At 47.4% G+C, this 25,887-nt stretch carries 23 protein-coding genes, 1 tRNA gene, 2 rRNA genes and 1 pseudogene; 15 read left to right on the forward strand and 12 right to left on the reverse strand.

The annotated features are described in order from the left end of the window. The first annotated feature begins 32 nt into the window (after positions 1–32). The 11 genes from VN23_RS03905 (at position 33) to VN23_RS03955 (ending at position 13,414) form a co-directional block, all read left to right on the forward strand. Positions 33–108: transfer RNA gene (locus VN23_RS03905), tRNA-Ala, on the forward strand. Between the two features lie 315 nt (positions 109–423). Further along, positions 424–3,314, forward strand: a 23S ribosomal RNA gene (locus tag VN23_RS03910). 131 nt (positions 3,315–3,445) lie between these two features. Beyond that, positions 3,446–3,559: ribosomal RNA gene (rrf, locus tag VN23_RS03915) — 5S ribosomal RNA — on the forward strand. Positions 3,560–3,833: 274 nt separating this feature from the next. Further along, positions 3,834–4,934, forward strand: a complete 1,101-nt coding sequence (aroC, locus tag VN23_RS03920; RefSeq protein WP_046349773.1) for a chorismate synthase — start codon at positions 3,834–3,836, stop codon at positions 4,932–4,934. A 2-nt stretch (positions 4,935–4,936) separates the two neighbouring features. Then, the gene (locus VN23_RS03925) at positions 4,937–5,569 is read left to right on the forward strand and encodes a DUF4136 domain-containing protein (RefSeq protein ID WP_046349774.1); all 633 of its coding nucleotides are present in this window, start codon (positions 4,937–4,939) and stop codon (positions 5,567–5,569) included. A 91-nt stretch (positions 5,570–5,660) separates the two neighbouring features. Beyond that, positions 5,661–6,497: a presqualene diphosphate synthase HpnD gene (gene hpnD / locus VN23_RS03930; protein WP_046349775.1), complete on the forward strand. Its 837-nt coding sequence runs from the start codon at positions 5,661–5,663 to the stop codon at positions 6,495–6,497. Beyond that, positions 6,485–7,798 (forward strand): hydroxysqualene dehydroxylase HpnE, encoded by a 1,314-nt coding sequence (hpnE, locus tag VN23_RS03935; protein ID WP_269465460.1) that lies wholly within the window; start codon positions 6,485–6,487, stop codon positions 7,796–7,798. The genes hpnD and hpnE overlap by 13 nt, the downstream gene beginning before the upstream one ends. 35 nt (positions 7,799–7,833) lie before the next feature. Next, positions 7,834–8,643, forward strand: a complete 810-nt coding sequence (locus VN23_RS03940; RefSeq protein ID WP_046349777.1) for an SDR family NAD(P)-dependent oxidoreductase — start codon at positions 7,834–7,836, stop codon at positions 8,641–8,643. Between the two features lie 144 nt (positions 8,644–8,787). Continuing rightward, positions 8,788–10,764: an ATP-dependent DNA helicase gene (locus VN23_RS03945; RefSeq protein ID WP_046349778.1), complete on the forward strand. Its 1,977-nt coding sequence runs from the start codon at positions 8,788–8,790 to the stop codon at positions 10,762–10,764. A 201-nt stretch (positions 10,765–10,965) separates the two neighbouring features. Further along, positions 10,966–11,988 (forward strand): endolytic transglycosylase MltG, encoded by a 1,023-nt coding sequence (mltG, locus tag VN23_RS03950; RefSeq protein ID WP_046349779.1) that lies wholly within the window; start codon positions 10,966–10,968, stop codon positions 11,986–11,988. A gap of 190 nt (positions 11,989–12,178) precedes the next feature. Continuing rightward, entirely contained in the window at positions 12,179–13,414 is a 1,236-nt protein-coding gene (locus tag VN23_RS03955; protein ID WP_046349780.1) for a hypothetical protein, read from the forward strand. 103 nt (positions 13,415–13,517) lie between these two features. Here VN23_RS03955 and VN23_RS03960 read toward each other — a convergent pair whose 3' ends face one another. From VN23_RS03960 to VN23_RS03980, 5 genes are all read right to left on the reverse strand, one after another. Then, positions 13,518–14,687: a porin gene (locus VN23_RS03960; protein WP_046349781.1), complete on the reverse strand. Its 1,170-nt coding sequence runs from the start codon at positions 14,685–14,687 to the stop codon at positions 13,518–13,520. Between the two features lie 282 nt (positions 14,688–14,969). Beyond that, positions 14,970–15,785 carry an indole-3-glycerol phosphate synthase TrpC gene (gene trpC, locus VN23_RS03965; protein ID WP_046349782.1) on the reverse strand — a complete coding sequence of 272 codons (816 nt, stop codon included), beginning with the start codon at positions 15,783–15,785 and terminating at the stop codon, positions 14,970–14,972. Positions 15,786–15,893: 108 nt separating this feature from the next. After that, positions 15,894–16,916 (reverse strand): anthranilate phosphoribosyltransferase, encoded by a 1,023-nt coding sequence (gene trpD, locus VN23_RS03970; RefSeq protein ID WP_046349783.1) that lies wholly within the window; start codon positions 16,914–16,916, stop codon positions 15,894–15,896. Positions 16,917–16,970: 54 nt separating this feature from the next. Continuing rightward, entirely contained in the window at positions 16,971–17,366 is a 396-nt protein-coding gene (locus VN23_RS03975; RefSeq protein ID WP_052746332.1) for a lysozyme inhibitor LprI family protein, read from the reverse strand. A gap of 152 nt (positions 17,367–17,518) precedes the next feature. Beyond that, on the reverse strand, positions 17,519–18,088 hold the full coding sequence (locus VN23_RS03980) for an aminodeoxychorismate/anthranilate synthase component II (protein ID WP_046349784.1): 570 nt from the start codon (positions 18,086–18,088) through the stop codon (positions 17,519–17,521). 261 nt (positions 18,089–18,349) lie between these two features. On the opposite strand from VN23_RS03980, the pseudogene VN23_RS22060 reads away from it, so the two are divergent. From VN23_RS22060 to VN23_RS03995, 4 genes and pseudogenes are all read left to right on the forward strand, one after another. After that, a pseudogene (locus tag VN23_RS22060) lies at positions 18,350–18,467 on the forward strand (IS3 family transposase); the annotation flags it as partial. Positions 18,468–18,519: 52 nt separating this feature from the next. Next, positions 18,520–18,921, forward strand: coding sequence for an STY0301 family protein (locus VN23_RS03985; protein WP_046349785.1), 402 nt, complete (start codon positions 18,520–18,522; stop codon positions 18,919–18,921). 239 nt (positions 18,922–19,160) lie between these two features. Beyond that, entirely contained in the window at positions 19,161–19,382 is a 222-nt protein-coding gene (locus VN23_RS03990) for a hypothetical protein (protein ID WP_046349786.1), read from the forward strand. 151 nt (positions 19,383–19,533) lie between these two features. Continuing rightward, entirely contained in the window at positions 19,534–19,782 is a 249-nt protein-coding gene (locus tag VN23_RS03995; protein WP_156455113.1) for a hypothetical protein, read from the forward strand. Positions 19,783–19,879: 97 nt separating this feature from the next. On the opposite strand, the gene VN23_RS04000 is transcribed toward VN23_RS03995, so the two are convergent. The 7 genes from VN23_RS04000 to trpE all read right to left on the reverse strand — a co-directional run bounded on the left by VN23_RS04000 (position 19,880) and on the right by trpE (position 25,885). Continuing rightward, positions 19,880–20,662, reverse strand: coding sequence for a substrate-binding periplasmic protein (locus VN23_RS04000; RefSeq protein ID WP_197433012.1), 783 nt, complete (start codon positions 20,660–20,662; stop codon positions 19,880–19,882). Positions 20,663–20,969: 307 nt separating this feature from the next. Continuing rightward, complete coding sequence (locus VN23_RS04005; protein WP_046349788.1) at positions 20,970–21,524, reverse strand: hypothetical protein; 555 nt, start codon at positions 21,522–21,524, stop codon at positions 20,970–20,972. Between the two features lie 74 nt (positions 21,525–21,598). Continuing rightward, positions 21,599–22,030 carry a phage integrase central domain-containing protein gene (locus VN23_RS22375; RefSeq protein WP_197433013.1) on the reverse strand — a complete coding sequence of 144 codons (432 nt, stop codon included), beginning with the start codon at positions 22,028–22,030 and terminating at the stop codon, positions 21,599–21,601. A 181-nt stretch (positions 22,031–22,211) separates the two neighbouring features. Then, positions 22,212–22,895, reverse strand: coding sequence for a TIGR02117 family protein (locus tag VN23_RS04015; protein WP_052746334.1), 684 nt, complete (start codon positions 22,893–22,895; stop codon positions 22,212–22,214). A gap of 154 nt (positions 22,896–23,049) precedes the next feature. Further along, complete coding sequence (sodC, locus tag VN23_RS04020) at positions 23,050–23,559, reverse strand: superoxide dismutase family protein (protein WP_046349790.1); 510 nt, start codon at positions 23,557–23,559, stop codon at positions 23,050–23,052. A 134-nt stretch (positions 23,560–23,693) separates the two neighbouring features. Next, positions 23,694–24,344: a glycine-rich domain-containing protein gene (locus VN23_RS04025; protein ID WP_062654811.1), complete on the reverse strand. Its 651-nt coding sequence runs from the start codon at positions 24,342–24,344 to the stop codon at positions 23,694–23,696. Between the two features lie 71 nt (positions 24,345–24,415). Further along, positions 24,416–25,885, reverse strand: coding sequence for an anthranilate synthase component I (trpE, locus tag VN23_RS04030; RefSeq protein WP_046349791.1), 1,470 nt, complete (start codon positions 25,883–25,885; stop codon positions 24,416–24,418). Positions 25,886–25,887: the final 2 nt, after the last annotated feature.

Below are 25,887 nucleotides of genomic sequence, written 5' to 3' on the forward strand. Positions count from 1 at the left end.
AGATTGAATGACGAAGCATCGCGAAGTAATTTGGGGGCTTAGCTCATCTGGTAGAGCACCTGCTTTGCAAGCAGGGGGTGAACGGTTCGAGTCCGTTAGCCTCCACCATTCTCTTGGAGTGGTGGAATAAACTTAATAGAAACAAGAAATAAAATACTGTCTCAGGTTCAGTTTAGGCTTGGGACGATGCTTTATTTCTGATTTCTAAAATCAGCAAGACGTATCTTTGATCTTTAAAAAAATAGAAGAAGTAATACTCAAATTTAGAAATAAATAAGGGTAGATTGTATCAAAATCGATTATTCGAAGTCAGAACTGAATGATCGATGTCGCAAACAAAGCGAAATCAGATACTTTAAGGATGTGAATCGCTTTGCTCGTCTTCATTGACGAATAGAGTGCAACACGTGTTTGAGGTTATAGGATCAAGCGACTAAGTGCATCTGGTGGATGCCTTGGCGATGATAGGCGAAGAAGGACGCGTTAGCCTGCGAAAAGCTACGGGGAGCTGGCAAATAAGCATTGATCCGTAGATATCCGAATGGGGAAACCCGGCCCTTTTGGGTCACTCACTGCTGAATACATAGGCAGTGTAGAGCGAACTCGGCGAACTGAAACATCTAAGTAGCCGAAGGAAAAGAAATCAACCGAGATTCCCAAAGTAGTGGCGAGCGAAATGGGAAGAGCCTGCATGTGATAAATCAAACTTTAGTGGAACAGTCTGGAAAGTCTGGCGACAGTGGGTGATAGCCCCGTACACGAAAAAGATTGGTTGGTACTAAGCATGCGACAAGTAGGGCGGGACACGAGAAATCCTGTTTGAAGATGGGGGGACCATCCTCCAAGGCTAAATACTCATCATCGACCGATAGTGAACCAGTACCGTGAGGGAAAGGCGAAAAGAACCCCGGGAGGGGAGTGAAATAGAACCTGAAACCGGATGCATACAAACAGTGGGAGCCCTTGAAAAATGGGGTGACTGCGTACCTTTTGTATAATGGGTCAGCGACTTACGTTCAGTAGCAAGCTTAACCGAGTAGGGGAGGCGTAGGGAAACCGAGTCCGAATAGGGCGCATAGTTGCTGGGCGTAGACCCGAAACCAAGTGATCTATCCATGGCCAGGATGAAGGTGCGGTAACACGCACTGGAGGTCCGAACCCACTAATGTTGCAAAATTAGGGGATGAGCTGTGGATAGGGGTGAAAGGCTAAACAAACTTGGAAATAGCTGGTTCTCCTCGAAAACTATTTAGGTAGTGCCTCATGTATCACTGACGGGGGTAAAGCACTGTTATGGCTAGGGGGTCATCGCGACTTACCAAACCATGGCAAACTCTGAATACCGTCAAGTGCGAGCATGGGAGACAGACTGTGGGTGCTAACGTCCATGGTCAAGAGGGAAACAACCCAGATCGCCGTCTAAGGTCCCAAATAATCAGTTAAGTGGAAAACGAGGTGGGAAGGCATAGACAGCCAGGATGTTGGCTTAGAAGCAGCCATCATTTAAAGAAAGCGTAATAGCTCACTGGTCGAGTCGTCCTGCGCGGAAGATGTAACGGGGCTCAAACTGATAACCGAAGACGCGAATATGCACGATGTGCATATGGTAGAGGAGCGTTCCGTAGGCCTGCGAAGGTGTCTTGAGAAGGATGCTGGAGGTATCGGAAGTGCGAATGCTGACATGAGTAGCGATAATGCGGGTGAAAAGCCCGCACACCGAAAACCCAAGGTTTCCTGCGCAACGTTCATCGGCGCAGGGTGAGTCGGCCCCTAAGGCGAGGCAGAAATGCGTAGTCGATGGACAACGGGTTAATATTCCCGTACCGATGTAAAGTGCGATGGGGGGACGGAGAAAGGTAGGTCAGCCATCTGTTGGAATAGGTGGTTTAAGCGAGTAGGCGTGTGGCTTAGGCAAATCCGGGCTGCTTTAACGCTGAGACGTGACGACGAAGTCTTCGGACTGAAGTGATTGATCCTATGCTTCCAAGAAAAGCCTCTAAGCTTCAGCTTTATATTGACCGTACCGCAAACCGACACAGGTGGGTAGGAAGAGAATTCTAAGGTGCTTGAGAGAACTCAGGAGAAGGAACTCGGCAAATTATCACCGTAACTTCGGGAGAAGGTGAGCCCAGAGTATGTGAAGGCCCTTGCGGCTGGAGCAGAAATGGGTCGCAGAGAAATGGGGGCTGCGACTGTTTATCAAAAACACAGCACTCTGCAAAGTCGAAAGACGACGTATAGGGTGTGACGCCTGCCCGGTGCTGGAAGATTAAATGATGGGGTGCAAGCTCTTGACTGAAGTCCCAGTAAACGGCGGCCGTAACTATAACGGTCCTAAGGTAGCGAAATTCCTTGTCGGGTAAGTTCCGACCCGCACGAATGGCGTAACGATGGCCCTACTGTCTCCTCCTGAGACTCAGCGAAGTTGAAATGTTTGTGAAGATGCAATCTCCCCGCTGCTAGACGGAAAGACCCCGTGAACCTTTACTGTAGCTTTGCATTGGACTTTGAAGTGGTTTGTGTAGGATAGGTGGGAGACATTGAAGCATGGACGCTAGTCTGTGTGGAGTCGTCCTTGAAATACCACCCTGACCCCTTTGAGGTTCTAACCTTGGTCCGTTATCCGGATCGGGGACCGTGCATGGTAGGCAGTTTGACTGGGGCGGTCTCCTCCCAAATTGTAACGGAGGAGCTCGAAGGTCGCCTAGGTACGGTCGGACATCGTACTGATAGTGTAATGGCATAAGGCGGCTTAACTGCGAGACAGACAAGTCGAGCAGGTGCGAAAGCAGGACATAGTGATCCGGTGGTTCTGAATGGAAGGGCCATCGCTCAACGGATAAAAGGTACTCCGGGGATAACAGGCTGATTCCGCCCAAGAGTTCACATCGACGGCGGAGTTTGGCACCTCGATGTCGGCTCATCACATCCTGGGGCTGTAGCCGGTCCCAAGGGTATGGCTGTTCGCCATTTAAAGTGGTACGTGAGCTGGGTTCAAAACGTCGTGAGACAGTTTGGTCCCTATCTGCAGTGGGCGTTGGAAATTTGAGGGGGGCTGCTCCTAGTACGAGAGGACCGGAGTGGACAGATCTCTGGTGTACCGGTTGTCACGCCAGTGGCATCGCCGGGTAGCTAAATCTGGAAGAGATAAGCGCTGAAAGCATCTAAGCGCGAAACTCGCCTCAAGATGAGATTTCCCCAAGGCTTTAAGCCTTTTAAAGGGTCGTTCGAGACCAGGACGTTGATAGGTCGGGTGTGGAAGCGCAGTAATGTGTTAAGCTAACCGATACTAATTGCCCGTAAGGCTTGATCCTATAACCTGAGACGCGTGTGCGCGACGGTATAATCTACCCAGATTAAGAGTTAAGTTTGAGTATTGAATTACTTCTTCTATTGAACTGAATGCGTTGTGGAGCAATAAGCACAACGTGTTAACCCGTTAAAGTCTGGCGACCATAGCGAGGTGGTCCCACTCCTTCCCATCCCGAACAGGACAGTGAAACACCTTAGCGCCGATGATAGTGCAGATTACCTGTGTGAAAGTAGGTCATTGCCAGACACCTTATGCAGTAAACAGAACCCCCGTACTCGAAAGAGGCGGGGGTTTTGCTTTGCGCGGAAGAAGGCAGCTGCAGCGTAACTGCACAACCATCTGTGGTTTGCTTGTCGGGTTACGCGGTAAGTCCGCTAACCCGACCTACGATGCTATACGTTATGGGTTAGGTGGTGTCAGTAAAAAATACTCGAACTGATGTTTGTTTGTAAGCCTAGATCGATGGCTGTCCATGTTAGAATTCAGACTATCTGTCTGCCACTGGCTCTGAGGATTTGGAATGTCTGGAAACACGCTGGGTTTATTGTTTACGGTAACTTCATTTGGTGAAAGCCATGGGGCAGGGATAGGTTGCGTGGTGGATGGCTGTCCTCCCGGGATGGATCTGAGTGTTGAAGATATTCAGGCTGAGTTAGATCGGCGTAAACCAGGCACCTCACGCCATGTCACGCAGCGTAAAGAGCCGGATACGGTAGAAATTTTGTCTGGGATTTACGAGGGAAAAACCACGGGTACGCCGATTGCGCTGCTGATTCGTAATCAAGATCATCGTAGCCAGGATTACGGCAAGATTGTTGAAACTTTTCGCCCAGGGCATGCCGATTACACCTATTGGCATAAATATGGCATTCGCGATCCGCGTGGTGGCGGGCGTTCGTCCGCGCGTGAAACGGCGGTGCGTGTGGCGGCTGGGGCGATTGCTAAAAAATGGCTGCGTGAGAAATATGGGATTCAGATCCGCGGCTATATGAGCCAGCTAGGTGAAATTGTGATTCCATTTAAGAGCTGGGATGAAGTGAGCGGTAATGCCTTTTTTGCACCCAACGCCGAAATCGTGCCGCAGCTTGAAGATTATATGGATGTGATTCGTAAAGAGCGCGATTCGGTTGGCGCGCAAATTACCGTAGTGGCAGAAAATGTGCCGGTTGGCTTGGGCGAGCCTGTGTATGATCGCTTAGATGCAGAAATTGCTTATGCAATGATGAATATTAATGCGGTGAAGGGCGTTGAGATTGGTGCTGGCTTTGAAAGCATTTCGCAAAAAGGCTCGGTACATTGCGATGAGCTTACGCCAACAGGTTTTGCGAGCAATCACGCAGGCGGTATCTTGGGCGGGATTTCTACCGGGCAGGATATTGTGGTGAATTTAGCGGTCAAACCCACTTCCAGTATCGCGCAAGAGCGCCATTCGATTGATAAAGAAGGCAATCCCGTGCTGATGGCCACCACCGGCCGTCATGATCCTTGTGTAGGAATTCGGGCCACGCCGATTGCTGAAGCGATGCTGGCTTTAGTATTGATTGATCACGCTCTGCGCCATCGTGCCCAGTGCGGTGACGTTAAAGTAGATACACCGCGTATTCCAGGGAAAAGGATTTAATCATGCTTAAGCTGATGGTACTTGCTGCTGTATTTTTAACAGGCTGCGCTGCGCCACAATTTGCAGCAATAGTAAGCGTAAGGCATAACCTGGCAAGTAGCCCTGCAGCTCAGCGTTTTACGTTTGAGCGCAATGCATCACAAGTGCAAAGCTTGGCTCAGCGTGATTTTGAAGAAGATGTAAGCGCCGAGCTGATGCGTAAAGGCTATGTTTACGAGCCCAATATGAGCGCTGCAGACTGGCTGGTGAGATTGCAGTATCAAGTGGATGGCGGCAAAACAATTACAACGCAGGAGCCTATCTGGGGGACCGTGGGTTTTAGCACCTACTACCGCCGGGTTTCTACTGCAAATGGGGTTGTGTTAGTGCCGTACACTCGAACAGAAAACGGTATTGTAGGTAGTCGCCCTGTGAGCGATACGGTTTATAACCGTCAGCTCAGCTTAGATATTTTGGATAGAAAAGATTTGGCAGCGGGGCGTTTTGCTAAGTTATTTGAAGGTAAAGCGGTTAATCGCAGCTCGGATGATGCGATTGAGCCGGCCGTGCCTTGGCTGATTCGCGCCATTTTTGAGCAGTTCCCCGGTATTTCTGGCTCTACGCGGGAAGTGAAAATTATCTTGCCTGAGCAATGATGATGGCTGAGGGCTGGCTCTTCTTTATTGAAAAGATAAATAGCGATGCCTTCAGTGTCGTTTTACGCTAATTATTTAAACGGAAACCCCCGTGACCCCTGAGCAATATTGTGAAGAGAAAGCTGCCAAAAGCGGCTCCAGTTTTTATTATAGTTTTCGTTTTTTGCCTTTAGAGCAAAGAAAAGCGATTACTGCCTTATATGCATTTTGTCGTGAAGTTGATGATGTGGTGGATGAATGCCATGAAGAAAGTGTGGCAAGAACTAAATTAGCTTGGTGGCGCAGCGAAATTGATCAGCTATTTGCGGGCTCGCCTCAGCATCCGGTCACTCAAGCTTTATTGCCTGCGCTTAAAAAATACGATTTACAACGCGAGTTATTTATAGAGATCATCGACGGCATGGAGATGGATCTAGATATGGCTCGTTATAATAGCTTTAAAGATTTGCAATTGTATTGCTATCGGGTGGCGTCTGTCGTTGGGCAAATGGCAGCACAGATTTTTGGATTCACTGATCGCGGTACGCTTAAATATGCGCATGATTTGGGATTGGCATTTCAATTAACCAATATTATTCGTGACGTGGGTGAGGATGCCCGCCGTGGTCGGATTTATTTACCGGTAACTGAATTACAGCAATTTAATGTACCTGCCGCAGATATTCTGGCTTGCCGTGAAACAGCAGAATTTCGAGCATTAATGGATTTTCAAATTGAGCGTGCAGAGCAATATTATGCACAAGCCATTGCAGCATTGCCTGCTATAGATAAAAAACAGCAGCGGACAGGCTTGGTGATGGCGGCGATTTATCGGGCGACATTAAAAGAAATTAAAAAAGATGGCGTAGGCAAAGTGTTAAATCAACGGATTTCTTTAACCCCTATTCGTAAATTATGGCTAGCGTGGAAAACGTGGTGGCTGTGCTAAATAACTATTCGGTTGCTGTACTAGGTGGTGGCTATGCCGGAATCACTGCTGCGGCGGAGTTAGCTGCCGCTGGCGTTAAAGTCAGCGTATTTGAGGCGGGTAAAGTCTTGGGTGGCCGTGCCAGGAAGGTCTGGCTGGAAGGCAAGTCGCTGGATAACGGTCAGCATCTTGTGATTGGGGCCTATACCGAGCTGCTTGGCATGATGGCCAAGGTGGGCGTAGATAGCAAAGCGGTCTTTTTGCGCCGCCCAATGGAGCTGGTGGTGGAGCCGGGTTTCAGACTAGCTTGTCCTTCTGTTCCTGCTCCATTGCACTTGGCTTTGGGGCTGCTGTTTGCTCAGGGCTTATCCTGGTCTGAGCGATTTGCCCTCGTGCGCACGATTCGTGCTGCGCAAGCTGCCAAATGGCAACTTGCACAGGATGTAACAGTCAGTTGCTGGCTTAAAGATCAGCGCCAGCAGGATGGTTTAATCAGCCGTTTTTGGCAGCCGCTGACGGTGGCTGCATTAAACACCCCGCTTGAATATGCATCCGCTCAGGTGTTGCTGAATGTATTGCGAGATAGCTTAGGGGGCGTGCGAGCTGCATCTGATCTGCTGCTGCCCCGTCTTGATTTTTCAGCCTTGTACCCAGATACAGCAGCTCAGTTTATTGAGCAAAACGGGGGGCAGATTTACCGCTCCAGACGTATCAGGCGTGTTGAAAAAACTCAGCAAGGCTGGCAGCTTAATGGCGAGCCTGAGGTTTTTGATGCGGTGATCTGTGCTTTGCCACCGCATGGCTTGCCTGCTTTGCAAGTGTCCGAGCCCGATGTATTGCCCGGACAGTTGAATAGCTGGACTTATCAGCCGATTGTAACGGTGTATTTGCAATATGATCCCGCCGTGAAGCTGGCTAAACCTATGCTGGGTCTGAGTGACTCTTTAGCACAATGGGTGTTTGATCGCGGGCTTACCCATCAAACAGATGGCTTGATGGCTGTTGTGATCTCTGCTGAGGGGCAGCATCAGGCTTTCACTCAGGACGAGCTGGCAGAGGCGGTTGTGCTGGAGCTTCATCAGCGCTTGGGTTTGCCGATGGATATCAGCTGGCAACGTGTAATTACTGAAAAACGCGCCACTTTTGCTTGCACACCTGGCCTTGAGCGCCCTGCGAATCAAACGAGTGAAGCCGGGTTTTGGCTGGCAGGGGATTACACCGCAGGCTTGGCGGGTAAGGGGGATTATCCGGCGACCTTGGAGGGAGCAGTCAGAAGTGGCATGGCAGCTGCGCAAGGTGTGCTGGAAGAGCTGGATCAATAAATTGGATCAATAAGTTCAGATAAAAGGAATAAAAAATGAACGAAGTAATCGGTGATTGGAAAAACTATCAAGCGCCTGCTGGCGCGTTTCGTAGCCGCGTGATTTTAGTCACGGGTGCGGGGCAGGGAATAGGCGAAGCGGCTGCGATGGCCTTGGCTGAGCATGGCGCAACCGTGATTTTGTTGGGCCGTAATGAGAAAAAACTCGCCAAAGTATATGATGCGATTGAAGCAGCGGGCTATCCGCAGCCGGCAGCGATTCCTTTTGATTTAGCAAAATCCGGCGAGGCAGAGATTGCCCAGATGGCTGTGCTGATTCAAAAAGAATTTGGTCGTTTAGATGGTATTTTGCATTGTGCCAATGGCTTTACTCATTTATCCCCACTTGCTAATCAGAAAATGGACGAATGGGTGGAGATGTTCAAAGTGAATGTTGCCGCGCCCTTTGTGCTTAACCGTGCCTTATTTCCACTTTTAAAAGAAGCACCAGACGCCAGTATCTTGCTCTTGGGCGAGCACCATGCTTTTGCGCCCAATGCCTATTGGGGTGGCTATAGCGTGACAAAAGTAGGGCAAAAGAATTTAGTTGAGATTGCTGCGGCTGAGTGGGAAAACATGGAGCATCTACGGATTAATCTCTTAGTGCCAGGCCCAATTCAATCGCCATTTCGCTTGAAAACGCACCCAGGTGAAACGCGGGAAAGCCTGCCGCCAACCAGCGCAATTGTGCCGGCCATTTTGTACTGGATGGGTGACGCCAGCCGTGGGCAGAGTGGTAAAACATTAGTAGCTGACATTGCTGTAAATAAAATTGAAGCTGAGGGGAACTTGTCGGCCGTGGGCTAATCCTAGCTAGAGTGCTAATGAGTGTTAGTGCTTGCTTCGTCCCCTTATGGCCCCACCGCTGGTGGGGCTTTTTTTATGTATTTTATTTAGAGAGAAGCGCCTCCATCTTGTTACAATCCTGTCTTTGCTTTTTGGCCTACGTTTATGACACTTGATGCAGTTTTTGCCGACGACGGCCCCTTTGCCGATGCGTTTCCTGGCTATAAATTGCGCGTGCAGCAATTAGAAATGGCGCAAGCCGTTGAAGCTGCCATCAAGAACCAAGGCCAGCTGATTGCCGAAGCGGGCACGGGCACGGGTAAAACCTTTGCCTATCTTGTGCCTGCCCTCTTATCTGGTGGCAAAGTGATTGTTTCGACGGGGACTAAAACGCTGCAAGATCAGCTGTTTGCCCGCGATATTCCAACGGTGCGCAAAGTATTGCAGGTGCCAGTGACGGTGGCACTGCTTAAGGGCCGCTCAAATTATGTTTGCCATTATCATTTGGCACGCACCGAGCAAGAAGGGCGCTTTATGCGCAAAGAAGACGTCGCTGATTTGGTGAAAGTGCAGCGTTACGCTAAAACAACGATTTCAGGGGATAAAGCCGCCTGCCCCGGCGTGCCGGAAAACGCACCGATCTGGGGGCAAGTCACCTCGACTCGGGATAATTGCCTTGGTCAGGACTGCCCAAGTCACCAAGATTGCTTTGTGCTAAAAGCGCGTAAAGATGCGCAGGATGCCGATGTGGTGGTGGTAAACCATCATTTATTTTTTGCGGATGTCTGGCTGAGAGACGAAGGTGCGGGGGAGCTATTGCCCGCCTGTAATACCGTTATTTTTGATGAGGCGCATCAGCTGCCCGAAGTGGCCAGCTTGTTCTTTGGTGAAACACTCACCTCTGGGCAGCTGATTGATTTGGCACATGATTCGCGGGCCGAAGCGCTGGTTGTAGCCAAAGACTTTATTATGTTGCCTGCTGCTGCCGAGGCATTGGAAAAAGCCGTAAAAGATTTGCGGCTGGTGTTTAAATCGGATGCAACGCGTTTTCCGCTGCATCAGCTTGAGCAGCAGAATCCAGAGTTTATTCCTGCGCTGGATGTGGTGGCCGAAAAGCTGGCTACGCTCTGCGATTTACTCGGCAAGCAGGCAGAGCGGGCGGAAGCCTTAGAGAATTGCCAGGTTCGCGCGCTGAAATGCGTGGATATTTTGAAGCGCTGGAAAGCCGGCGACGATGAAGAAAGCGTGCATTGGGTTGATGTGTTATCGCACGGGCTGATTTTGCACGCTACGCCGCTCAATATCGCCCAGCTGTTTCAAAAGCAATTAAAATCGCACCCGCGCGCTTGGGTGTTTGCCTCGGCCACCTTGGCGGTGAACGGGCATTTCAACCATTTTAAGCATGAGCTGGGCCTGTGGGATGCGGTTGAAGCGACTTGGGAAAGCCCTTTCGATTACAAGCAACAGGCGGCGCTGTATGTGCCACAAGATATGCCCGAACCCAATGCGCCAGATTTCACCAAGCAAGTGATAGAAAAAGCCTGGCCCCTGCTGCAAACCACGCAAGGCCATGCATTTTTGTTGTTTACTAGCTTGCGCGCGATGCGTGAAGCGCATGAATTGGTGCAGGAAAAGCTCAAAGCTGCGGGGCTGGAATGGCCGGTGTTTCTGCAAGGCCAAGGCTCGCGCACCGAGCTATTAGATAAATTTCGCCAGGCACCGAATGCCATCCTCGTTGCTAGTCAAACCTTCTGGGAAGGGATTGATGTGAAAGGCGAGCAGCTATCTTTGGTGGTGATCGATAAGCTGCCCTTTAGCCCGCCGGATGATCCGGTATTGTCGGCGCGTATCGAGCAGATTAATAAATCGGGCCGCAGTGCGTTTATGGATTACCAAGTGCCGCATGCAGCAATTACCTTAAAGCAGGGCGCGGGGCGTTTGATTCGGGATGAAACCGATATCGGTATTTTGATGATCGCCGATAAGCGGCTGGTAGAAAAACAATACGGCAAAATGATCTGGAAAAGCCTGCCACCGATGTTTAGATCAAGAGAGCTTGCCACGGTACAACGCTTTTTTGAAGTGAAAAGGCAGAAGCAGCAAGATGCCAATGCTGTGCCAGATCCAGCCATCATTGAGTAGGGTGAGTACGTTTTGTATTTATGCGCATCTACTTAAGACAAAAACATAGCAAAAAAGTAGGTTTTCATAGGGTGTGTAAGTTGTTTTTCTTGCGCACCGGCCTTCTGTGCTCCAACTTCGTCGTTGTACACCCTATGAAATCTACCTCTGACTTGGCAAATGGTTTGAAATTTTAACGATAATTGAAGGTAATTAGCCAGCATGGCTGTAAAGAAAAAACCACAAAACCAATCTACATTTGGGCGCACGCTTGGGCGCGTATTTTTACTGCTTATCGTCTTGGCTGGCGCGTTAGCGATCTGGCTTTATCAATATGCCAGCACACCTCTGGAGCATAGGGTACAAGATTTTGTAGTGGAATCAGGAGGCGTTAAGAAAGTGGCTGATCAGCTGGTCAAACAGGGCGTGGTTGATCAGGCCCTGCCTTTTTTACTGCTGGCGCGCGTCACGGGTAAAGATAAATTATTGAAGGCAGGCAGCTATACCATCAACTCGCCGCTTAGCCCTTGGCAGTTATTAGAAAAACTGAGCAATGGCGACACCGCTACGCTGACGTTTACTTTGATTGAGGGCTGGAGATGGACTGATTTTCGTAAAGCTTTAAATAGCAATCCTCATTTACGTCACGATAGCGCCTTGATGTCGGATGCCGAGCTATTGGCTGAGCTGGGCATCAGTGCACTGAGCCCGGAAGGTTTGTTTTTTCCGGATACTTATCATGTGGATAAGGGCAGCTCTGATTTAAAGCTACTGGCTAGAGCCAATCAGCGGATGCAAAGCAAGCTGGATAAAGCATGGGCAGGGCGTTCGCAAAATGTGCAATTAAAAACGCCTTATGAAGCGTTAATTTTGGCTTCTTTAGTTGAAAAAGAAACGGGCCGTGCAGCTGATCGCCCCTTGATTTCAGGGGTGTTTGCAAATCGCTTACGGATTGGTATGCGCTTACAAACAGATCCTGCTGTGATGTATGGGGTGGGAGAATCTCTGGATGGGCGCTTGCGTAAAATCGATTTGCTCACTGATACGCCATATAACACCTATACCCGCAGCGGCTTACCCCCTACGCCGATTGCTATGGTAGGCGATGCTGCACTAAAAGCGGCGCTCCATCCTGCCTCGACCACGGCTTTATATTTTGTGGCAAAGGGCGATGGTAGCTCGGTATTTTCAAATAATCTGGATGAGCACAACAGCGCTGTGCGCCAGTATATCTTACAAAAATAAATGGTTTGTTGTATTGAATACGTACAATGAATGCCGAACTCGGTATAAAGCAGATGAATAAGAAGCAAGGATAAGCTTTCTTATTCGAGTAAGATTCTTACTGTTCTCTCTGTCTAGTCTTATGCAGGTGATGGCTTGATTTTTGCGGCGCAGCATCTAAAACGGTTACATATTGTTTTGGAGCGCTGCAATGTTAATTTCAACTCGTCTTATTTGCTGTGGTATTTGCTCTGCATGGCTGGCCAGCAGCCATGCGGGTAACTTTGATTTTAGCGCCACCATGAATGGCCAAGTGGGGCAAGGCAGCTTTGATACCGCTGAAGAGGCGGCGAATACCTATTACGAAGATAAATTAAAAACTATTTTTCCGACGTATAGCGGTATTGAAGCGATTAATAGCGTGCTTAATTTTCGCGGCATGCCGATTCAATTGGCGTTTCCTCAGCAGGGATCGACCCAGCTTACTTTTCAAATTCCCATCTTAGAAATCAATGAATCATTTACGGGTGCAACCCGGAATGACAGCCGTGATTTATTAAAAGAGTATTTAAAAAACCGCACCGATTTATTAGAAAAAATGGCTCGCCATCTGGTTGCGGTTTCTCCGGTAGATCCTATTGCAGGTAATCCAAATAGCTTAATGTCGCGCGCCGTATCTAATGATGCGAAAGTGCTGTGGCTAGGGGCAAGAAGCAATACCTCTACTGTTGCTACAAGCCGTGATGGCAGCCATCGTTTTGGAATCGGTGCTAATTATAAACATATGAAAAGCGATGCCGTGGGTGGCGCTAAAGAGATGGAAAGTGATAGCTATAATTTTCCGCTTTCCTATTCATATCAATTTCCTGAAGCCAATCACGAGCTGATTGTCGATGTGCCGCTTGGCTATACCTCTAGCGATGGTGCGAAGGGCTACGATGGTAGTTTGGGGGTGTTTTATCGGCGGCCTATTTTTGAAAATTGGGTTGTGAGTATCACAGCAGCTGGCCGGGGAACATATTCCAGAGATCTGGCAGGTGCCGCCGCAATGGGCTCGGGCGCAATTGCATCGAGCTATGTATGGCGTGGCGATGCTTATTCAATTACTTTAGGCAATATGCTGGGCTATTACAAAGCGCTGCGTTTAACCGTGGATGGTAAATCTTTTGATCCGGGGATTGCGAATACGGTGTTTCATAATGGCTTACTTTATGCACGGGAAAGCCCTTGGAAAATGGGGGCTGATCCTTTGACATGGGAGGCGTATATCGTCGATAGCCGTTATTCCGGTACCGATTTATTTAATAATTATCAAACAGAAGTGGGCTTTACTCTAGGTACACTGCGCGCGGCGCATTCTAAAGATGCGGATTTAAGATTTGGTTTAAGCTTTACTAAAGGCGAGAATGCCCAAGGCTGGCAGGCCAATTTTGGCGCTTGGTTTTAGCGGGAGCTGAGATCATTTAATATCTTGAATGACTTAAAAAAAGGCCTCCCGTAATGGGAGGCCTTTCAATTATCAGCTAGCTAGGAGGCTAGGAAATTAAAGCTTAGAACTTACCAACCAAGCCCAGCGCGAACTGGTTCATGCCGTTACCTGCATCCAGCGTAAAGCCTGAAGCAGAAGTAAAGGTTGATTTGCTTTGGTTATGTACTTTCGTGAAAGAAGCAACAGCTTGTACGTATTTATGGAACTGGTAACCGACTGCAACGCTGGCTTGTTGACCACCAGTGCCAGAGCCCGTTGTACCAACAGCGCCATCTACTTCATTTGCTTTAGCATATTGAACTTGTACTTCTAAAGCATCTTTCTTGTAGCCACCGATCAAGCCGAATACATTTTGTGTTTGATCGAAGTTACCTGCTTTAAGACCGGTGTAGCTGGATGATGTGCGCTCGAAAACAGCACCTGCACTGAAATCCATATAATTAAACTGAGCACCTAACTGCCATGCATTCAGTTTTTGTGTGCCTTGTGCTGCACCTGCGGTTGTTGTATTCAGGTTTTTTGCGTTTGATTTGGAGCTTTTAGTCAAATCCCAAGCCGCATTATCAACTGTAGTGTAGCCAAAGCCTACATTAACCAGCTTGTTCTTGTAAGCCACGCCCAAAGCAACTTGTGGGGTTAGATCTTCTTTACCTGCGGTTGAGTCTTTACCGAAGTTGTAGCTTAAATTGCCGCTGAAACCTGCGATTTCAGGTGATTCATAAGCCATTACATCAGTTTGACGTGCACCCAGACGATTCAGAATTTGACCAGAACCGTAAGTTGCTGAAGCATCGTTCATATTGCCGTACAGAGTAGGAACGATTTGTTTGAGCGACAGTTTGTAAGCATTGTCGTAACGGCCCAGACGCAATGTACCTACTTGCTTACCGCCTACACCAACGAATGTATTGCGGCTGCCGATTTCTGCTTTGTTGTCAGTTGCATCGCTATTGTTACCAAGGTAGAAGCGGCTTTCAACTTGAGCAAGAGCGAAGAAATCATTGCCCAGATCGTATTTTGCTTTGAAACCCAGCTTGGAAGTTTGGTCCATCAGGCGGGTTTGGCTGTCTTTTGTGCTAACAAGTGGTTTGCCGGTATTGTTTTCTACTGAGATAATTTCAACAGCAGTTGCAGCTGCGCCGTAGATGCTGAATGGTCCGAGCTCTACATCTGCGAAAGCGGCTGGAGTAACAAAAGCAGCGCTGATAGCAAGGGCGATAATTTTCTTCATGTGTTTACAACTCCAAAAAGACGTATGGTAGAAATTACAAAATTATTCGTAATTTCCGCAAGCTAGACAGTTCACGGCAACTTCTAAAAAAGACGCCATTTATAGTTATTGTGGAGGTCGGTGTTGAGGGCTTTATTTAATTTGTAAGCAAATTTAAAATAGCCTTCCAACACCTTATCCGTGCTCAAAGAAAACAGTCAGTGCATTGATGCAACATAACTGCTTTCGAACCATGCGAAGTTTAGGGGAGTTTTATTAAAAATATATGACAAAAATATAAGTTTAAGCCCGTATAAAATCTTTGTAAGCAGGGCCAAATGTAGCATTTATGCAGCTTCCAGGAGATTCTGCCCGCATAAAGGTTTCGCCAACCAGAAAGTTGTTGACGTGATTTTGTTGCATTAGAGCAACATCATCAGGTGTGACAATCCCGCTTTCTGTGATCACGATACGATCGCTATCGATCAGTGGAAGCAGCTTTAGAGTGTTTTGTAGCGAAACTTCAAAGCTGCGTAAATCACGGTTGTTAATTCCTAGTAAGGGAGTCTTGAGGTGTAGTGCAAGCTCTAGCTCAGCTTCGTTATGTACTTCTACCAGCACTGCCATACCTAAGCCTGCTGCAATGGCTTCAAAATCTTGCAACTGGCTCAAGTTCAGCTCGGCAGCAATCAGCAAAATACAATCTGCGCTCCATGCGCGCGCTTCAAATAGCTGGTACTCATCCACCATGAAATCTTTACGTAGCACCGGCAAATGGCAAGCCGCACGCGCTGCTTTTAAGTAATCTAAATGGCCTTGAAAGTAAGGCACATCCGTTAATACGGAAAGGCAGGCTGCGCCATGCGCTGCGTAATCCTGCGCATGTGCAGCGGGCTGAAAATCAGCGCGAATTACGCCTTTGGATGGGCTGGCTTTTTTGATTTCCGCAATAATGCCCGGATGGCCGACTGCATTTTTGCTGCGCAAAGCAGCAACAAAATCACGTAAATCAGTGTTGGCTTCGGCCTGGCTGCGAATTTCACTTAATGGGATTAACTTGCTGGCTGCGGCCACTTCTTCGTACTTAGTGGCCCAGATTTTTTTTAAGATGTCGGACATGGTTGGCTCTTTTATCAAGGCATTGGCAAGAATGTGCATTGTCAGTGATCTGCTCGTTGCCACTTTAAAAATGGCGGGTTGCACCCGCCCTACATTGTATTTTGCTGCTTAAATGCTTTGCGTAAATTGCACCAAGGCATCGAGCTTGGCGCGGGCGCTGCCATGTGCCAGCACTTGGCCTGCTTGCTCAATTCCTGCCGCCAGTGTTTCTGCCTTGCCTGCGGCATAAATGGCGGCACCTGCGTTAAGTTGCACAATATCGCGGCAGGGGCTGGCCTGGTTAGCAAGAACTTGCTCGATGATTTGCCTGGATTGCTGCGCATCGTTTGCGTGCAGCGTTTTAATGTCGGCCAGTTCAAAACCAAAATCGCGCGGATCGATTTCAAATTCGTTAATCTGGCCGTTTTTAAGCTCGGCGACTAAGGTAGGGCCAGAGATTGAAATCTCATCCATCCCATCTTTGCCGTGCACAATCAGTACATGCTTACTGCCTAATTGTTTGAGTACCCGCGCTTGAATCCCGACCAGATCAGGGTGAAAAACACCCATCAGCTGATGATCTGCGCCAGCAGGGTTAGTCAGTGGCCCTAAAATATTGAAGATGGTGCGCACCCCCAGCTCCCGGCGGATCGGGGCGACGTATTTCATTGCGCTGTGATGATTAGGGGCGAACATAAAGCCAAGGCCGATTTCATCAATAGAGCGGCCCACCTGTTCGGCGCTCAGATTTAGATTAATGCCAAAAGCTTCCAAAACATCGGCAGAGCCTGAGCTGGATGAGACAGATCGTCCGCCGTGTTTGGCGACCTTTGCACCGGCCGCGGCCACCACAAACGCGGCGCAAGTTGAGATATTAAAGGTGTGCGCGCCATCGCCGCCTGTGCCGCAGGTATCAATTAAATGGCTGCGATCTTGCACTGCCACCCGCGTTGATAACTCGCGCATAACGGTTGCTGAAGCGGCGATTTCTGAAACGCTTTCAACTTTAGTGCGCAAGCCAATAAGTAGGGCAGCGGTTTGCACCGGTGTCATTTCCCCTGTCATGATTTGCCGCATCAGATACAGCATTTCATCGTAAAACAACTCGTTATTATCGATCAGGCGATTGAGTGCAGCTTGTACGGTAATCATGAATACTCCTTGGCTGGGGGAGGTGGGTTTGCTTTGAGAACAGCTTACGTGGGGCTAGTGCACATAAAAGCGTGATAGTTCTTCGGCACGGGCACGATCTAAATCAATACGGCAAGCTTGTTCGGCAATGCCTGCTCCGCTGCCACCTGCAAAGCTTTTGCCTATCCATGCACAGTGTGCCTGGCGGTAGCCGCGATAGGCCTTGCTTGCCCGCTCAAATGCAGGCAGTGCTTCGTGACGGGTGGTGGCGCGATCTAAATTCTTCATCATGGCTCGCGCAGCGGTTTCTGCGTTTAAGCGATCTTGCTCCGCTTGAGGAGCGAGTTTAGCCAAGCAAGTTTTAACCAGTACCTGATTGGCAGCGTCACATTCAGTTTGAGCAGGAGGTGATGGCTCTGCTTGTGCATGGGCAACAATTAAGGCGCAAGCGAGGGTAAAGATAAAGCGCATGATTTATCCTTTTGCTACTAAAAGCAGCAGATTGGCAGGCTGAGCGCTTGGCAGATTTGGCAAGCATTGAGCTGCCCTGAACGGATGGGCAGCTGCATCATATATTTTGTTTATTGTGTTTTCAGGGCAATCGCTGTGCGGGCAGCTGTGAATTACGCCCATTCTTTAAGGAAGTGATCCAGCATGGCGTGGCCATGTTCGGTAAGGATGGATTCAGGGTGAAACTGCACCCCTTCAATAGGTAGTGTTTTATGCCGCACACCCATGATTTCGCCGTCTGCTGTCCATGCTGTGACTTCCAGGCAATCGGGCAGGCTGGCGCGCTCGATGGCGAGCGAATGGTAGCGTGTCACGGTAAAAGGCGAAGGTAGACCGGTAAAAACGCCTATATTTTTGTGCTCGATAGCAGACACTTTGCCGTGCATTAGGGTTTGGGCGTGCACCACTTTGCCACCAAATGCCTGCCCGATGGCCTGATGCCCAAGACAGACACCTAAAATAGGCAGCTTGCCAGCAAAGTGATGGATCGCCGCTAGGGAAATGCCTGCTTCAGAAGGAGAACAAGGCCCCGGTGATACCACTAGATACTTAGGTTTGAGTGCTTCGATTTCTTCAATGGTGATTTCATCATTGCGATGCACCACCACTTCTTGGCCTAATTCGCCAAAATACTGAACAATGTTATAAGTAAAAGAATCGTAATTATCTAGCATAAGCAGCATGATTTGTCTAAGTCCTTGATTTTATAGGGTTGGATGTGGGTGCTGCTTATCTGTGATCCGGTATCTTATCCGGTTATTTTTTGTCGTTAGCGCTTAGACCGCTATAAACGACCTTGTCCTGTAAATTATCGCAGTACAGGAGCAGGGCGTCTAGCGCATAGGAAAATAGACTTATTTTATTGAGCCAGTATTACGCAGGGCATTGACCTGCTTGTAAATGCAATCTGTAATTTCACTTTCTGGCTGGCTTGTGATAATTTTGAAAGCATTGCTGAAGTGCAAGAAACCGCTACGCAATGGCTTTGGAGTTACAATAACGAGCGCCGCATATGGGATTGGGGGCATTACCCCAAAACAAGAACTGGCATTACATGCCTAGCCTCTACTTTTAAGTGAGCTTAAAAATGGGGGGGATTACCGAGGCTTGAAATATGATGATGTTGTCTGGTGTCGAACGAAAACAGCTTGTAGTTAAAACACTATTTGCTCTTTCTACTTTGCTGGTATTGGGGTGCTCTGCACATGCGGCAGTAAAACCAGAGATATTTTCATGCCCAAGGCTAACAAATGAATCGGGGCATTTAGAGAGAGCGTCAGGAATTGATCTCTTCAGCGGCCCGCCTTCTGAGCTTGCGCAGTTAAAACCTGACAATGCAGAGACTGCCAATCGAGGCCCGCTATTTTGGACGATGGGGCCGTCTCAGTATGATTACTGGTATGTGTGTATTTATAAGCGTAGCAATACGAAACAGGAATTTAAGCTTCCTAAAGTTTACGAGCGCTGTACAAACATCAGCTCAGGAAAGGGCTTTGACCGGCTGAAATGCAAATAGGATTTTGATTGAAGCATAAAAAACGGCGACCATTTGGTCGCCGTTTTTTATGTTAATTCAATGTTTTGAAAGAAACCATTATCGTTGGCTGGGGGGCAGGTGATCCAGTTTAAATCGTATTCAGTAACCGCTAATTCTGTGGCTTCTTGAGTATTAAAAAGCCAGTTCTACACTTTATTGAAAAGGATGAAATAGTAGCGCTAATTGGTCTTATTGCGGATGATTTTTAAGGAGGATTTATGGCTGAAATGGTAGAGGTTCTTAGTTTTACTCGTCCAGAAATCACAGATGAAAATGCGTATATTGTTTCTGCGGCAAAAGGCACAAGAGAAAATATTGCACGTATTGGAGGAGTGCCTGTTGAGGGTACAGAAGAAATGATTGATGATTCTTTACTTAGCCCCATTGATTGGGCAGGGCCTAAAACTGGTGGTTTATATAATGAAAAGCATTATAGGTAGGTAACTATTGCTTTTTAAGCTAGAAATACCCAGCCCGCAGTAGCGGGTTTTTTGTCTGAATTTTGGGGGAAACTTGCCGTCAGAACTAGGCGCGCGTCTTCGTGACCCCGCCACGCCAGCCCACTTAACTCACTATTTTTTATGCACCTGCATGATGAAGGCTCAAGCCTCGCCAGATATGGCCCTAAACGGTAAAAAATGCCCCTACAAAAGCTTGCATAATTTGCGTATTGCTTCCCTGTTATTGCAAGGTACGCAATATTTCCTATCAGGGGGGCGTAATTCTACTTTTACCCATGATTATTTTGAGGGAGGATTACCGACCAAGCTTTGGGCTTACTCTGTTGTCGGTATTTTATTCTTTTATTTAGTACGTACTATATATTCATATTTTGCTTAACCAACTACATCAGTAACCAGGCATTCTTTTTATACTGCCAAGGAATAACTAACCCCATAAGCGTAAAAATGAAATAAACAGCATAAACCAGTAATTATCAATCAAACTGTTCAGCAATTGTTTTAAATTCTGCAGATTCTCTTGTTTTTTCAAGAGTCATCCAGATATCATTGGATAACTGAATATTATTTTTATAAAATCCTTGCGATAACACCAAATAATAACTTTTCTCAATCAATGCTGGTGTTACCTTCTCTATTTTCTTTGCCAACTCAGGAATCAAATCAAGCGTCCTGTCACCCTCCTGCGTCTGCAATGCAATAGCAACAACTCTATCTGTGGCCAGTTTTTTAAGGTTAATTTCAGCGCTGCGCGTTTGGTCATCAACACGAGCACCAAGCTCTTTAATTTGAGAAATGATGCTAAACCCCGTTTGCACACCAACAATACCACCTTTAATATTTAATAATTCTTTTCCATTCCAGCCTACTGTACTATCTTTCCTTTTATAAAGACTATAACTATCAGAATGAAGCCTTTGCGCCTTATTAGCTATACCTCCTTGCATTGGATAACGTGCTATAGCCAACCTATCAGAACTAAAGCTCATTTTAAATGCGCCATCAACATAACCTTCTTTTAAATCATGCAAACACCTAACCCAGGGTAATGATTTCATTTTAAATACAAGATCTAATTTTTTACCGACCATTTCTAATAAAATAATATCTAATCCTTTCTTGTCTTTTAAAATCCATGGATAAGAGCTTTCATCTTCATGGCAAAGTGTAATATTTACAATACGATTTTCTGCATAAATATCTTGAGCATTAAAAATCACCCCCAAAAACATCAAGCTCATTTGAGTTATATACTTCATGACAAGCTCTTGCTGTTGTGTTATATACAGCATAGAACCTACAAGTCATAGTGGCAACACGATAAAGCAATGGGGTCAGGTCTTACATTTTGCATGAGATAAAATTTATAGTGGTTTGCAGGGCTGGTTAAATTAATTACTTCATGTCAAATGCAAGGTTTAACCCTATAAAAAAGCCCCATATTTGTTCGCTATTTCACAATGTCAATAAATTCAGGTGCGGGCTTCCCTGTCGTTAGGACTCATCGGCGGGTGAGCTAAAATGCCTAGTGTTCTGCTACTGGTTCGCCATAATTTATTAGAGTATTTATTTGCCGCCATAAAGACGGTATGCGACGAATATATTGAAATTCAAATTATTAAATTTAGGGTTATCTTTAAGAACTTCCACTTCTGCACGAAAAAAGCCAGGGGTTTTTCGATCAATTGATGCCAGATAATAATTATTATTAGCAAACAAATAACCATAGGCTGTCACTTCACTAGAGCCATTTGCTACTTTAATTTTATCTAAAGAAGGGGCATTAGGGTCCATGCTAAAGCATTCAAAATGCACACCTTCGTCAACTGAGGCACCATCCAATCGTTTTACTTTTATTTTTACGATGGGGGTGGTTTTCCTAAGAATATCAGTGTCAAAATTTGTATCTTTCCCAGCAAACTCGACTCCAAGCATTAGTATGTTTTTTTCGTGGCTATCTTCCGGAGTTGACCAGAAATCAATGGTGACTTTTTGGCCTGTTTTATCAAGTTTAATGGGCGTAGATAATGGTGGTTTTGGTTCTGGACTAGGTGCTTTACAACCGCTAATAATAAAAATAAATGCGCTGAAAATAAATAAAAATATCTGTCTTAAATTCATAAAAATAATCCTATATTTTAAGAATAACCCTGCTGAGTAACTGGGGTCAGAGCAAACTTAAATCCCGCTATGTTTCACACCCTCAGAGCCGAAGGAAGCAGGTTTGACTTTACTCTGACGCCAGTTATTTCAATTCTTAGCGTAACGATGGCGTATCGGCAAATTTGGCCGATCCATAAGCGGATAAGCGCTGCCACGGAAGGAGCGCCACGTTCTTCTACTTTGCGGATAAGTTTTAATAGATAGGCTGCTTTGAGACTCCTAATTGGGATAGCCCCAATTTGCGGCAGGATGTCTCTGTTCAGGTAGTTTTCAGTTTGTTTTAAATATCCTGCCGACCAGGTATTGCGATTGTGCTCAATCCATTCTTGGCTGACTATTGATTGAATTGAATTTATTTCGCAAAAAAGAAAAAGGTTAGTGGCTTTATTTAGATTAACGCCATCGACAAAATAGGCATAAACACAGTGCAAAATACAGAGGAGAAAACAGGCTACACATTCCAAAACTATCAGGGCGGTATCGACGAGCGTTCATTATACGGATAGACGGCAGGACGTTCAGATTTGGGGTAGAAATTGCACCAAGTGCTGAAGATGTAAAAATAAAGCGGTATCTTGTTTGATTTAATTTTGAGTAAGTAGGCGGTTTTTGTGGGAAAACGCCTGCTTAATACTTTAAATTAAGTTAATGGATGGGGATTTCCGGAAGCACCTCTACTGCACAGCCTGAGGGAAGTTTACTCAGCGCATCCATTACACTGCTGGCTGTCAGCTTTAAAAAAGCGCTGATCTCAAGGCCTGCACTTTGAAGGCTTTGGGCTGTCCAGCTATTGCAGGTATTGAATAAATGGTAGGAGCCAACTGCCTCGTAAAACTGGCTGTCCCCATAAATACCTGCTTGGCCTGCAATGATATTTTTGTTGTTGTTTTGGTAAAAGCTGGCGGCAATAAATTGATTAAGCGCGCTGAGCTGTTGGGGTTTAAGGCAAAAGGCACGCGGGTTTTGCCGGGCAAAATGCTGTTCAGGCGATTGAGGTATGGCAACCACATGGATAATTGAGCCAGATAAACCAAATATTGCGCGTAATGCCACTTTTACGGTGACATCCGGTGTTTGATAAAAGCCTTTATCCCCCCAGCCAATTTCTAGGTAGGCTGCATTGGCAAAGCGTTGTTTTAATTCAGGAAATAAATCCTGTAATGGTTGGGCAGGCACCACTAATCCGGTATGCCAGCCATTATTAACGACGTAGATTTTATTGAATTTTGAAGGAGCAGCAGAGGCGCGTTCTGGGGTGTTTTCAGCTAGGGAAAATAGAGAAATAAAGCAGAGTAAAACAGCAGCAGATTGAAATAAGCGAGGCATCATTTAAAAGTAGATTGAAATTAAAAATGGGATGGGATTGAGTAAAATAAAAGGAGATAAGTATCGGGCCGCAGTTGCTAATTAAATATTGGGATGAATAATGGCCGGATATAAAAGGCCATTTTAAAGGCAAACCCGGCCCGGTTTTGTTAAAGGCTTAGCTTGGTATCACGCCACAAGCAAGCCGCATGCCGCCTCCACCTAATGGAGAAGGGTGATCCGCGTGATTATCGCCGCCCAGATGAATCATCAAGCTGCGACCTTTTAAATCGCCCATTTTTAAACGGGGGGCAAGGAGGGGGTGAGTATATTTGCCATCTTCACCCACAATCATCGCGGGTAAATCGCCTAAATGGCCATCGCCCCAAGGCGAGCTGTGGCGTTTCGTGCTGCGTGGATCATAATGCCCACCGGCTGATAAGGCAGGCACCATTTTGCCATTTTGCTCCTTAGGTGCGCAGCTGCCGTTCTCATGCATATGAAAGCCGTGTATGCCTGCACTTAAACCTTCAATGGCAGGTGTAAAGACGAGGCCGTAGGCTGATTCTGAAACGATGATATGGCCGATGGATTTAACGCTGCCTTTGTCATCGACTAAATCCATAGGGACCGTGATATCGGCATGGGCGCTCAGAGCAAGGAAGATCGATAAACTGGCGATTTTCATAGCGTATCCTTTATGTAATTAAAAGTGATAGGCAGGAAAGGCAGGATGCTTTCGATGCGTTTCAGCAGTATAGGCCTGTGGTTCCAGGCAGCACGGGCAAATAATACGGTATCTGCCGAAGATCGCTGCCTTAGCTAATCACCCCCTCCGCCGCCCCCACCACACCCTCCGCTGCCCCCGCCACTACAGCCACTGCTGTCACTACTATCGCTGCTACTGCCGCCGCTATCGCTGGTAAAAAAATCGGCACCACAATGCACAGTTCCATTGCCTGTTTGTTGCCTGCAGTTAGGCGCATAGTAAAAGCCATCGGCCAGATTCCATTTTGCATCTAAGGCAAAGAGTAAAGGTAGGCGGGTAGGATGTTTGGGGTTGATATTTTCTTCAAGGCAGGCGTAGTGCCACACTTTGCGTAAGCCTTCATTATTATTAGCGCCCATGGCGCTGGCGGGGGTGTGGTGCAAATAGCGGCCAAAGGCTTTCTGGCAAAAGGTCTGATAGTTTTTGGTGTAAAGAATAAATTCATGCCATAAATCGTCGACCACTTGCGAGGGCATGGCAATCTGGTGATGCCTACTCTTGTGATAAACCAAGAAAAACTGTCTTAAGGCATGGGCTACCAGCTGCCTGTCTTTAAGGCTTAGCTCAGGGCGTGTTTTCTGGAGCTTGTCGAGTAAGCCCACGGGAAACATATAGCTGCGAATAAACTCCGCCCTGGCCGCTTTTCTAAGCTGCAGCCACATGATGATAAGGACGACGCAAAGGGCAAGAATAAGAAAAGGCATGTCAGCTCTTGTTTGAAAGTGCTATTGGTTGGGGCTTCCGGGCGCATTGAAATACGCCCGGAAGTGGCCTATCAAGCGTCTAAACCATCTTGCACTAACTCCGCTGCGCGTAAGACTGCGCGGGCTTTGTTCAGGGTTTCTTGCCATTCACTTTCGGGGACGGAGTCGGCTACGATGCCGGCCCCTGCTTGCATATAAAGGGTTTTATTTTTGATGACGGCGGTGCGCAGCGCAATGGCCACATCCATATCGCCGTTAAAGCCCAGATAGCCGACTGCACCCGAGTAAATGCCCCGTTTTACTGGCTCGAGCTCGGCAATGATTTCCATGGCCCGCACTTTAGGTGCGCCCGAAACCGTACCGGCAGGGAAGGTGGCTTTGAGCACGTCGATATTACTCATACCCGCTTGAAGCTTGGCTTCCACACTAGACACAATATGCATCACATGTGAGTAACGCTCGATCACCATTTTATCGGTTACCGCTACGCTGCCGGTTTGCGCTACGCGACCCGCATCGTTGCGGCCCAGATCCATCAGCATAATATGCTCGGCAATTTCCTTCGGGTCGGCCAAGAGTTCGGCGGCGAGTGCTTCGTCTTCAATACGGGTTTTGCCGCGAGGGCGCGTGCCAGCAATCGGGCGCACGGTAACGGTGTCGTTTTCAAGACGCACCAGAATCTCTGGTGATGCACCCACAATATGAAAGTCACCAAAATGGTAGAAGAACATATACGGCGATGGATTTAAGGAGCGCAGCGCGCGGTAAAGCGAGAGCGGCGACTCTTCAAAGGGCAGGCTCATGCGCTGTGAAAGCACCACCTGCATGATGTCGCCATCAATAATGTAATCCTTGGCTTTGAGTACAGCGGCTTTAAAGGCTTCTTCGCCAAAGCCCGATGTCATCTGGCTTTGGCTGGGGGCTTTGCCTTGCAGTGGGATTTTTGCAGGTTCGCGCAATGCCATGCGCAGGGTGTGTATGCGGTCGGCGGCAATTTGGTAAGCGTTGTTTTGCTCGGCATTGGCGTACACCACCATAAACAGCTTGCCGGATAAATTATCAACTACCACTAATTCTTCAGATAGCAGTAGCTGAATATCGGGTGCGCCAATTTCATCAGGCTTTTGTGTGCTAGCGAGTTTCTTCTCGATATAGCTGATGGTTTCGTAGCCAAAATAGCCGACTAAACCACCCAAGAAACGCGGCAGCATTTTATTGGCTGGGGCGCGATAGCGCTGCTGAAAGCTTTCAATAAAATCGAGAGGATTGCCTTGATGCGTTTCGATCACTTCATCATTACAAATCACTTCGGTGTGATTTCCAACCACTTTTAAACGCGTGCGGGCCGGCAGCCCGATAAAGGAGTAGCGGCCGAAACGCTCCCCACCTACCACCGATTCTAAAAGATAGGTGTAAGGCTGATTGGCGAGCTTCAGATAAACAGATAGCGGGGTATCTAAATCGGCAAACAGCTCTAGTGTCAGCGGAATGCGGTTATAGCCTTGGCTTTTAAGGGCGTTGAATTCATCAATCGATAACATGG

Origin of the sequence: Janthinobacterium sp. B9-8, assembly GCF_000969645.2 — a bacterium.
GTDB lineage: Bacteria > Pseudomonadota > Gammaproteobacteria > Burkholderiales > Chitinibacteraceae > Iodobacter.